Source organism: Bradyrhizobium sp. SHOUNA76 (assembly GCF_023006445.1).
GTDB lineage: Bacteria > Pseudomonadota > Alphaproteobacteria > Rhizobiales > Xanthobacteraceae > Bradyrhizobium.
Genome location: NZ_JALBHA010000176.1, coordinates 1 through 11,219, shown reverse-complemented (window position 1 = coordinate 11,219; position 11,219 = coordinate 1). Strand labels below are relative to the sequence as shown.

The following is an 11,219-nucleotide window of genomic DNA, read 5'->3' as shown; positions in this document are numbered from 1 at the left end:
AGGAACGAGGCGAGCTCGCCCGCCGCTTGCTCGCCGCCCTCCTCGAGCCGGTCCTCCAGCGCGTTGACCAGGCGCGGCACCTCGCGCAGGAAGGTGTAATCGTAGAACGACAGGCCGTTGGCGACTTCGTCGAGCACCGTGAGCTTGGTCCGGCGCAACAGGTTGGTCTGCCACAGCGTCAGCACCTCGCGGCGAAGCTGCTCGTCGCTGGCATCTGCCTCCTCCGGCGTGAGCGCGACGCGCTCGCGCCGATCCAGCAGCGCGGCGACCTCCATCTCGCGGTCCATCGTGCTCTTGCGGCGGACCTCGGTCGGGTGCGCGGTCAGCACGGGGCTGACGAGAGCGCCCTTGAAGAACTTCCGCAGTTCCGACGCGCTCACGCCCGCACTCTTGGCATTCGCCAGCGTGCCCGCGAGCACCCCTGCCCCGCCGCTCCTCGAGGCGCTGCGTGCGCGCATCTGGCGGATGTTGTTGTGGTCCTCAGCGATGTTGGCAAGGTGCGAGAAATAGCTGAAGGCGCGCACGATCCGCAGGGTGTCCGGGATCGACATGCCGTCCAGGATCTGCTCGAGCTCGCGGCGGGCAAGCCGGTCCTCGTCGCGATGGAACCGGATCGAGGTCTGCCGGATGCGCTCGACCAGGTCGAACACGTCGGCGCCCTCCTGGTCGCGCACGGTGTCGCCGAGGATGCGCCCGAGCAAGCGGATGTCGTCCCGCAGCCGCGTCTCCGCTTCCGTGGCCTGAACGTCCTCGGGACGGTTGGGGCGCGGCTCAGCGCTATCGGATGGAATGGTCTGGAGGGACATGGCTCGCTCTCCTTGCAGAGCTCCCTGCGGCTCCCCGGCCTGTCGAGTGTGCGATATTTTTCTACCGCAGCGCAAGATGAACTTGGGAGCGCCGCACACTGCCGTCGCCGCTCGTGTCCCGGACCCGCTGCAACGCCCTTAAGAATCGAAGACGCGCGTAAATGCGCAGAGCCGGGACCCAGGAAGCTACTAAAAGCATACTGCCGAAATATGGGCCCCGGCTCAGCAGCGCACCACGCTGCCAAGACGCGCCGCGTTGCGCTGCGTCCGGGGCACGAGTGCTGCAATCTCGTCAATAAACATGCCTTCGCGGTCTCGCGGCGCGTTCCGCCCGAGCTTTGCTGTCCGTTTCGCCCTCATCAGGAAGAAAGGGCGCAGGGAAGGCCGGGTGCCGGCTGGGCACCCAGGGTCCGCACGCGAAGAACGCACGCGGGGTGACCACAGGTGACGCCGGGACATCCCGGCCTTCCCTGCGCAATGGTTTTACGGCTTATGGCGCGCTCTCCCCGGGGAGCGATGCACTATTGCCCCCGTCGCCTTGCGGATCACTGATGCGCGCGCCCGGTTGGGCCGCTTCATCACCGCAAGCCTTGACGCACAGACCCCGGGCGTCAGGACCACACGCTTTTGCCGTCCGCGGACGTCCCCTCCCAAACTTCGAAGGCTCGCGCGTGCTCGCCCCCGACGCCGAAAAGAAACGCTGTGACCGCACCGGGTCGTGCCGCGGATCGTGATGGCTCACGAGGTTCGCCCGCCCTGCCATCCCGTCACGCGCCGGCGCTGCCGCGTCCATCGCATCCCGGCCTACGTATCGTGACGATCGCGAAACGTCCCTCTGACGGGCCGGGATGTGTTGCGGTTTACCCGAAACAACGAATTCGGTCAATCAGAATATCTGGGAGGCGCGCCCTTGACCTGCATGTGGCGTGTGTCGCCCGTCGGGTGACGCGAGGAATTGTGTGGGCAGCACCGACCGAGCGGGCTCGCATCGCAGCGCAGGGCGCGTAGGATGGGTTGAGCCCTTGCGAAACCCGTCATACCTCGACATCGATGGACGGATTGATGGGTTTCGCTGGCGCTCTCCCCATCCTACGAGCTCAATCTGTTCGCCGTCTCAATGCGCTTGGTACAGCAAGAATTTGCAATCTTGGTACTGGTTTCATGACCAGGCCCAACGCATCTACCTGCTAGTACCACGACCGAAGCGATCCCGATCGACAGTCTCAGTGGGAGCCCCGGTCAATGCAGACAGCGCAGATCGCAGACACGTCCACACTGTCAGGCATTTTGTGGATAGCGGGCGCGTTCACGCTGCCTGCAGCAGTTGCACCAGGAGACAATGACCGAGGAGATAATCCTATGAAGGCGATCGTCGTAACGGAACGGGCGGCGGGAACGGCAGGGATGAAACTGGTGGACCGGCCCGAGCCGCAGGCATCGATAAACGACGTCGTTGTTCGGGTTCATGCGTCGGGGTTTGTTCCGACCGAGCTGACGTGGCCCTCGACCTGGACCGATCGCCTCGAGCGTGACCGAACACCGTCGATCCCTGGGCACGAGTTGGCTGGAGTGGTCACCGCTCTCGGATATGGCACTACGGGGCTGTCGGTAGGACAGCGGGTGTTTGGCCTCGCGGACTGGTATCGCGACGGCACGCTCGCCGAGTATGCGGCGATCGAGGCACGCAACCTGGCGCCGCTCCCCGGTGACGTCGACTTCACGGTGGGCGCAAGCCTGCCGGTCTCGGGCCTAACCGCATGGCAAGGGCTGTTCCAGCACGGTCGTCTTCAGGCGGGGCAGAGCGTCCTCGCACACGGCGCGGCCGGCGCAGTCGGTTCCATGGTGACGCAACTCGCGCGAGAGGCCGGCGCCCACGTCATCGGCTCCGGACGCGCCGCCGACCGTCAGGCAGTGCTCGGCTTCGGCGCGAAGGAGTTCGTCGACCTCGACAACGACGCCCTGGAAGACATCGGCAAAGTCGACCTGGTGTTCGATGTCATCGGCGGCGACATTCAGAAGCGGTCCGCAGAACTGATTCGGGCCGGAGGAACACTGGTCACCATCGTCGGGCCCGCAGAGGCGCGCCCCTCCGACGGCCTGGCGGTCGACTTTGTCGTCGAGGCCGATCGTGCCCAACTGAGTGAGATCGTCCAGCGGGTGCGGGACGGACGACTGCGGACGAACATCGGCAACGTCTCGATCTTCGACGATGCGGTCGCTGCCTTAAACCCGACCGGGCGACGCAAGGGGAATACGATCATTCGCGTTCGTCCCTGAGGGAGCATGCCCATTGATGTACGCAGCACAGGATGGGTTGAGCCCTTGCGAAACCCGTCTTGCTTCGTCATCGGCGGACGGTTTGATGGGTTTCGCTGGCGCTCTACCCATCCTACGAACGACGACTTCGCCTCAAGCCGGCACGATCACCTTGCCGATCGGCCAGAGCGCGATGCCGGCGAGCTTCAGATGCGCCCAGGCAAAGGGAAGGCCGATGATCGTGACCGCGAGGACCAGTGCCGTCACGAGATGGCCGAGCGCCAGCCACCAGCCGGCGAGCACGAACCAGATGATGTTGCCGATCAGCCCGAGCGGGCCGGTGCCGATATCGCTCATGCCGGTGACATCGTAGCGGCTGACCGCTCGCGAGCCGAACGGCAGCAGCGTGTAGACGGCGATGTTGAACGCCGCCCGCGCCCAGGGCAGGCCGATGATGGTGACGGCCATGATGATCGCGGCGATCAGCCAGCCGAACGCCATCCAGGCGCCGCCGATCAGGATCCAGAGGATGTTGAGAATGATGGAAACGGGAGCCATGGGATGATCCGGGAGGTCAATGGTTCCGCTTATATAGGGTCGAAATCTGTCTCTGCTAAGACGGCGGCGTAGCCCGGATGAGCGCAGCGACATCCGGGGTCTTATCTTTCACTGTCCCGGGTATCGCTTCCTCTCACCCGGGCTGCTGTCAGTATCTCGTAGGGTGGGCAAAGGCGCGCTTGCGCCGTGCCCACGATCTGTCTCCGTAAGCGAAATCTGGTGGGCACGCTTCCGCTTTGCCCACCCTACGGCACTGTCAGATTTTGCGCCCCGCCTGCTCCCAATAGGGATCGCGCAGGCGGCGCTTGAAGATTTTTCCGGAATCCTCGCGCGGCAACCCGCTACGGATCTCGATGTGCTTGGGCACCTTGTAGTCGGCCAGATGCGCCTTCAGCGCGGCGCGGACGTCGCCGGCCTCCAGCGTGACGCCCGCCTGCGGCTCAACCACGGCCATGAGCGCCTCGCCGAACTCGGCGTCGGGGATGCCGAACACCGCGCAATCATGCACGCCGGGCACCGCGTGCAGCACCGATTCGATCTCCGCCGGATAGATGTTGACGCCGCCCGAGATCACCATGTCGCGCTTGCGGTCGCAGATGAAGACGTAACCGTCCTCGTCGATATAGCCGACGTCGCCGGAGGTGATGAAGCCGTCGCGGTCGATCTCGGCGCGCTTCTCCGGCTTGTTGTGATAGGTGAAATCGGCCAGTTCGGCCATGCGCGAATAAATCTCGCCGATCTCACCAGCCGGCAGCACGCGGCCGTCTTCACCGAGGAAGCGCAGCTCCGCGCCGGGCGAAATCTTGCCGACGGTGCCCGGCTTTCTCAGCGCGTCCTCGGAGGTGGCGAAGGTGACCGCGCTGGATTCGGTCGAGCCATAGAATTCGTAGATCACCGGCCCCCACCAATCGATCATGGCGCGCTTGACGTCGGAGGGACACGGCGCTGCGGCATGGATGACGTGGCGCAGCGACGAGACGTCGTACTTCCTGCGCACCTCCTCCGGCAGCTTCATCAGGCGGATGAACATGGTCGGCACCATGAAGATGGTGTCGATCCCATAACGTTCGATCAGCTCCAGGAATTCCTCCGGCTCGAAGCGCGGCATCAGCACCAGCGCGCCGCCGAGCTTGCCGGCGCGGATGCCGAACGAGTTCGGCGCGGAATGATAGAGCGGGCCCGGCAGGATCGCGCGGGCACCGGGCTTGAGCCCATAGATCATCGCGCGCATGCGCTCGCCGGCCGCCTGCTGATCCGGCGTCGGCGCGTGGCGGCGGACACCCTTGGGATGGCCTGTCGTCCCCGAGGTGTAGATCATGTTCATCGGCTGCGGCACGATTGGGCCGTCATAGGGCTCATGCTGCGCGAGCCAGGATTCGAAATCGATCGCGAAGCCAGGTGTCGCCAGATGATCCGGATCGATCCTGTAGTTGGACAGGATCTCCGGCGGCGTCGGCACGCTCAGCAGGGTGACGCCCTTCGGAATGGCATCGCGCAGGGCGTGCAGCATGTCCGCATGCCCGATCAGCACCGAGGTACCGGTGTCGTTCAGGATGTAGTTGATCTCTTCGGGCTTGAAGTGCCAGTTGATCGGCACGCCATAGGCACCCAGCCGCATCGCGGCATAGGCGGCTTCCAGAAAAGCGATGTCGTTGCGCATCAGCATGCAGACGCAATCGCCTGGGCGGACGCCGATCTTGGCGAGGCCGGCGGCGATGCGGTCCGCACGGGCCGCGATTTCAGTGTGGGTGCGTCGGCGCTCGCCGGAGACGATGCCGAGGAAGTCTGACGTTTCGCTCATTTTTGTTTTCCGATCTTTCGTCGGGTTCGAGAATGCGGCCAAACCTACGGTCGTCATTCCGTGATGCCCGAAGCCGCAGGCCCGGAATCCATACTCCCGATCGCGGTTATGGATTCCGGGCTCGATGCTTCGCATCGCCCCGGAATGACGGGGAACTGCTAGTCTGCATACTTCGCCGCGCGCTTCTCCAGATTCGATCTCACAGCTTCGGTCTGGTTCGCGCTGCCGATCAGCTTCTGCTGCTCGACCGACTCGGCGAGCAGTGCAGGACCCGGATCGACCGAGAGATTGTTCAGCAGGCGCTTCGCCGCGCGGATCGCATCCGGGCTCTTGCCCGCGATCTCGCGCGCGACCTCCAGGGCGCTGGCGCGCGGGTCGTCGCAGATGCGCGTGGCGAGGCCGTACGTCATCGCCTCCTGCGCGGAGAAGATGCGGCCGGTGTAGGTGAGATCGCGCAAAATATCGTCGCGCACGAGCGAGGCCAGGATTGGCGTGCCCGCCATATCAGGGATGAGGCCCCATTTGATCTCCATCACCGACATCCGCGCGTCCGCCGAGAGAAACCGCATGTCGGCGCCGAGTGAGAGCTGGAAGCCGCCGCCGAAGGCGACACCGTGCACGGCCGCGATCACAGGCACCGGCAGCTGGCGCCAGCCCCACACCGCCTGTTGCGCGAAGTTGGCCTGCCCATGCGTCCGCTTGGTGAGATCGCGATTTTCGCCACCCGGAATTCCGTTGCCGCCCTTCTCCTTCATGGCGGCAAAACGCCCCATGTCGAGCCCGGCGCAGAAGGCCCGGCCTTCGCCCGACAGCACGACCACGCGCACGCCTTTTTCCTTCGAAAGCCGGTCGGTTGCGGCGACAAGGGCCTCGAACATCGCCTGATCCAGCGCGTTCATCTTGTCCGCGCGCACCAGGCGCACGTCGGCGACGCCTTCCGAGATCGAGATCGAGACGCGCTCTTCCATGGACGAATTCTCCCCTGTTCTTGTTCAGTGCCGCTTTACAGGACGCTGGTAGCCGGATTTAGTCAATCGACCAATTAACTGACAATCCCTACGGGGGAAACAGCCATGTTCAAGGAAAATCTTCTGGCCGGCCGGCGCATTCTCGTGACCGGTGGCGGCACAGGTCTCGGCAAGTCGATGGCAGCGCGCTTCCTTCAGCTCGGCGCGGAGGTGCACATCTGCGGCCGGCGCAAGATCGTCTGCGATGAGACCGCGACCGAATTGATGGATCAGTATGGCGGCCGCGTCACCAGCCATGGTGTCGACATCCGCAACGCGCTCGCTGTCGAGGAGATGATCGAGACCATCTTTCGCGACGGCCCCCTCACCGATCTCATCAACAACGCCGCCGGCAATTTCATCTCGCGCAGCGAGGAGCTGTCGCCGCGCGGCTTCGACGCGGTCGCCAACATCGTCATGCACGGCACGTTCTATGTGACGCATGCGGTCGGCAAGCGCTGGATCGCCTTGAAGCAGCCCGGCAATGTCGTGTCGATCACGACCACCTGGGTGCGCAACGGCTCGCCCTATGTCGTGCCGTCGGCGATGAGCAAGTCGGCGATCCACGCCATGACGATGTCGCTTGCGACCGAATGGGGCCGATACGGCATCCGCCTCAACACCATCGCGCCGGGTGAGATCCCGACCGAGGGCATGAGCAAGCGGATCAAGCCGGGCGACGAGGCCGGCGCCCGCACCAAGGCGATGAACCCGATGGGCCGCGTCGGCACCATGGAGGAGTTGCAGAACGTCGCCGTGTTCCTGATCTCCGGCGGCTGCGACTGGATCTCCGGCGAGACCATCGCCATGGACGGCGCGCAGGCGCTCGCCATGGGCGGCAATTTCTACCAGCTCCGCGACTGGAGCGACGACGACTGGAAGACCGCGCGCGAGAGCATCATGGCGCAGAACGAGAAGGACCGGGCGAAGCGGGGGTGATGCTCGCTCGTGCCCCGGACGCAGCGCAGCGCGCCCCCGGCGATGCGGACATCGTCCGGTACGGCGTGGTGCGCTGCTGAGCCGGGGCCTAGCACGCTTCGCGGACACAGGAGAATGGGTCCCGGCTCTGCGCAGCAGCGCAAGCGCTGCAGCGCGTCCGGGACACGGAACCATCGATTCCCCTCTCCGCCTTGTCTTCACCCGCAGATGACGCCACACTCCCAGGCATAAAAACAAGACGCCACGGGAGAAACATGTCCATACAGCCATTGGCGAACCTCGCCGACATGGTGCGCGAGCGGGCGACGAGCCGCGGCAACGCCACCGCCTATGAGTTCGAGGGCCGCGTCACCAGCTTTGCCGAGTTCGACGTCAACACGAACAAGGTTGCCAACGCGCTTCTCGCGATGGGCGTGAAAAAGGGCGAACGCATCGCCTATCTCGGCAAGAACAGCGATCTCTATTTCGAACTCTTGCTGGGCTCCATGAAGGCCGGCGTGGTGATGGCGCCGGTGAATTGGCGGCTGGCGGGGCCCGAGGTTGCCTTCATCGTCGAAGACTGCAAGGCGCCGGTTCTGTTCGTCGGGCCGGAGTTCATCACACAGGTCCGCCAGATCAAGAACCAGCTGCCGGGCGTGCGCACGATCATCACCACCGAGGGCGGTGCGCCGGAGTGGCAGGATTTTGCGGCGTGGCGCGATGCGCAGAGCGGGGACGATCCGAAGGTCCCGATCGACAGCCGCGACATCGCGATCCAGCTCTACACATCCGGCACCACGGGCAAGCCGAAGGGCGCGATGCTGTCGCATGCCAACTTCCTCAACCTCGTGCAATCAGGCAATGCCGAGGATAAACCGGAGTGGAACCGGTGGTCGACCGACGACGTGTCGCTGGTGGCCATGCCGGTCTTCCATATCGGCGGCTCCGGCTGGGGCGTGATGGGGCTCTATCACGGCGCCCGCGGCGTGATCGCCCGCGAGTTCGATCCGACCAAGGTGCTGGATTTCTTCGAGCAGTCGGGCATCACAAAACTGTTCATGGTGCCGGCCGCGATGCAGTTCGTGGTGCGGCAGCCGCGCGCCAGGACGGTCGATTTCTCGCGGCTGAAATACATGCTCTATGGCGCCTCGCCTATACCGGCGGCGCTGCTGAAGGAGTGCATCGAGGTCTTCAAATGCGGCTTCGTGCAATTGTACGGCATGACCGAGACCACCGGCACCATCGTCGCGCTGCCGCCGGAGGATCACGTCGAAGGGCTGGAGCGGATGCGCTCGGCCGGCAAGGCCCTGCCGGGCGTCGAGATCGCGATCCTGGATGTGGACGGCAAGCCGCTGCCGCCGCGCGAGGTCGGCGAGATCGCGACGCGATCGGGCTCGAACATGGCCGGCTACTGGAACCTGCCGGAGGCGACCGCATCGACGCTGCGCGGTGACGGCTGGCTGCGCACGGGTGACGCCGGCTACATGGACGAGGACGGCTATCTCTATATCCACGACCGCATCAAGGACATGATCATCTCCGGCGGCGAGAACATCTACCCCGCCGAGGTCGAGAGCGCGCTGTGCGATCATCCTGATGTCGCCGAGGCCGCGGTGATCGGCGTGCCCGACGACAAATGGGGCGAGGCAGTGAAAGCCGTCGTGGTGATGAAGCCGGGCAAGGAGGCAACCGCCACCGACATCATCAACTTCACCCGCGAGCGCATCGCCGGCTACAAGACGCCGAAGACCGTGGAGTTCCTGCCGGCGCTGCCGAGAAATCCCTCAGGCAAGATTTTGCGGCGGCAGTTGAGGGAGCCGTACTGGGCCGGGAAGGATCGGCGGGTGAATTGATCCGCGGTGCCGTAGGGTGGGCAAAGGCGCAAAGCGCCGTGCCCACCATTCTTCGATTACGAGAGAGGTGGTGGGCACGCTTTTCGCTTTGCCCACCCTACGATAGCCGTGCGCGCGGCGGCAGCTAATGCTTCCCCGGCCCCATATAGCCGAACAGGAATCCGGCCACCTTGCGCATCTGGATCTCCTCGCTGCCCTCGGTGATGCGGTAGCGGCGGTGGTGGCGGTAGATGTGCTCGAACGGCTTATGGCGTGAATAGCCCATGCCGCCGTGGACCTGCATGGCGCGATCGGCGGATTCGCAGCAGAGGCGGTTTGCCCAGTAGTTGCACATGGAGACGCGGTCGGAGAGCGTACGCTCGATCTGCTCCTCGGTGAGCTGGTCCATCTCCCAGGCGGTCTTTCGGATCAGCAGGCGCAGCATTTCGGCTTGCGTCGCTAGCTCGACCAGTGGGAACTGGATCGCCTGGTTCTCCGCGAGCGCCTTGCCGAACGGCTTTCGCTCGCGCGCATATTTGACGCTCTCGTTGATGCAGTAGACGGCGGCGCCGAGCGAGCTTGCGGCCTGGCGGATGCGGTTCTGATGCACGAAGCATTGCGCCAGCGACAGCCCGCGGCCGACCTCGCCGAACAGCGCATCCTCCGGCACGAACACGTCGGTAAAACTGACGCGCGGATGATCGGTCGGCATGTTGAAGGTCCACATGTATTCTTCGACCTTCACCCCATGGCTTTTCGCCGGAACCAGGAAGCAGGTGATGCCGCGGGCGTCGCCGTCATTGCCGCTGGTGCGCGCGAACAGCGCGCAATGCGTGGCGACGTGCATGCCTGTGGTCCACATCTTCTCCCCGTTGATGATCCAGCCCTTGACGTTGTCGCGAGTCGCCGGCACCGCGCGCGTCTCCATGTGGGTCGCATCCGAGCCGTGATGCGGCTCGGTGAGGCCAAAGGTGATGCGGTACTTGCCCCTGATCGAGCCGTCGATCATCGCTTTCTGGTCGTCGCGGCCGTAGCGGTCGAGCATGGTGACGACGGGGAAATTGCCGACGATCGAATGCTCGTTCTGGAGGTCGTTGTGCAGGCCGAGACCCTTCGCGGCAAAATGCTCGCGGATCACGGCCATCCAGAGGTTCGAGCCGTCCTTGCCGCCATACTGCCTCGGCACGGGAAAGCGCAAATGTCCGGCGGCGTCGGCGAGATCCTTTGCTTTCCGCAGCAGCGCTTCCCACTCGTGGCGCGGCAGGCCGCCGTTCTCGAAATCGGTGCGCGCCCATTCGCGGCGGTGATCGAAGAAGCGGATGTTGTCGTCCGCTTCTTCCAGCGGCTTGATCTCGTGTTCGATGAAGCGATCGAGCTCTCCGAGATAGGCGACGAGATCGGCAGGCAATGAGAAATCCAAGGGTTCTCTCCCGGAATGATCTTTGTTGTTTTGCGTTAAGACGCTAGGCGCATTCTTGCTTCGCGTGATTAAGCGGAGAAGAGCGCATCCAAGTCAAGCAAGGCGAGGCGTGCCAGACGCGCAAGGCGCACCAGCGCAATTCGATGGTGCTCAAGCACTGAGGCGCGCTACTATGCCGGCAATATTCCTTCACGAGAAAATGCGGGAGCGCGCGATGGAGTTGAAATTCTCGAAAGTGGAACGCAAGGGTCCGATCACGATCGTCACGCTGTCGCGTCCCGAGGTCTACAACGCGCTGCACACCGATGCGCATTTCGAACTGCAAAAAGTGTTCGACGATTTCGCGGCCGATCCCGAGCAATGGATTGCGGTCGTCACAGGCAGCGGCGACAAGGCGTTCTGCGCCGGCAACGATCTGAAGTGGCAGGCGGCGGGGGGAAAACGCGGCTGGGACAAGGGCGGCTTTGCCGGCCTGACCTCTCGGTTCGACTGCGACAAGCCGATCATCGCCGCGGTGAACGGCGTCGCCATGGGCGGCGGCTTCGAGATCGCGCTCGCCTGCGACCTGATCATCGCCGCGGAGAATGCGACCTTCGCCCTGCCCGAACCGCGCGTCGGCCT

The 11,219-nt window shown here is 64.4% G+C and carries 9 protein-coding genes; 4 read left to right on the top strand and 5 right to left on the bottom strand.

The window, feature by feature from the left end:
* On the bottom strand, positions 1–806 hold an 806-nt coding region (locus tag MOV74_RS19190; RefSeq protein WP_246925634.1), incomplete at its 3' end, for a phosphoenolpyruvate carboxylase.
* A 1,359-nt stretch (positions 807–2,165) separates the two neighbouring features.
* On the opposite strand from MOV74_RS19190, the gene MOV74_RS19185 reads away from it, so the two are divergent.
* Positions 2,166–3,083: an NADP-dependent oxidoreductase gene (locus tag MOV74_RS19185; RefSeq protein WP_246925632.1), complete on the top strand. Its 918-nt coding sequence runs from the start codon at positions 2,166–2,168 to the stop codon at positions 3,081–3,083.
* A gap of 132 nt (positions 3,084–3,215) precedes the next feature.
* On the opposite strand, the gene MOV74_RS19180 is transcribed toward MOV74_RS19185, so the two are convergent.
* The 3 genes from MOV74_RS19180 to MOV74_RS19170 form a co-directional block, all read right to left on the bottom strand.
* Entirely contained in the window at positions 3,216–3,620 is a 405-nt protein-coding gene (locus MOV74_RS19180) for a YccF domain-containing protein (protein WP_246925631.1), read from the bottom strand.
* 256 nt (positions 3,621–3,876) lie between these two features.
* A complete protein-coding gene (locus tag MOV74_RS19175; RefSeq protein WP_246925630.1) occupies positions 3,877–5,421 on the bottom strand; it encodes an acyl-CoA synthetase in 1,545 nt (514 codons plus the stop codon).
* A gap of 158 nt (positions 5,422–5,579) precedes the next feature.
* Complete coding sequence (locus MOV74_RS19170) at positions 5,580–6,389, bottom strand: crotonase/enoyl-CoA hydratase family protein (RefSeq protein ID WP_246925629.1); 810 nt, start codon at positions 6,387–6,389, stop codon at positions 5,580–5,582.
* A gap of 105 nt (positions 6,390–6,494) precedes the next feature.
* Between MOV74_RS19170 and MOV74_RS19165 the strand changes: the two genes are divergently transcribed.
* Both MOV74_RS19165 and MOV74_RS19160 read left to right on the top strand, forming a co-directional pair.
* Positions 6,495–7,367: an SDR family oxidoreductase gene (locus MOV74_RS19165; RefSeq protein ID WP_246925628.1), complete on the top strand. Its 873-nt coding sequence runs from the start codon at positions 6,495–6,497 to the stop codon at positions 7,365–7,367.
* A gap of 254 nt (positions 7,368–7,621) precedes the next feature.
* Positions 7,622–9,199 (top strand): fatty acid--CoA ligase, encoded by a 1,578-nt coding sequence (locus MOV74_RS19160; protein ID WP_246925627.1) that lies wholly within the window; start codon positions 7,622–7,624, stop codon positions 9,197–9,199.
* Positions 9,200–9,323: 124 nt separating this feature from the next.
* Here MOV74_RS19160 and MOV74_RS19155 read toward each other — a convergent pair whose 3' ends face one another.
* Positions 9,324–10,598, bottom strand: a complete 1,275-nt coding sequence (locus MOV74_RS19155) for an acyl-CoA dehydrogenase family protein (RefSeq protein WP_246925626.1) — start codon at positions 10,596–10,598, stop codon at positions 9,324–9,326.
* A gap of 214 nt (positions 10,599–10,812) precedes the next feature.
* Here MOV74_RS19155 and MOV74_RS19150 point away from each other — a divergent pair.
* Positions 10,813–11,219, top strand: a 407-nt coding sequence (locus MOV74_RS19150; RefSeq protein ID WP_246925624.1) for an enoyl-CoA hydratase-related protein, incomplete at its 3' end; no start/stop codon positions are given.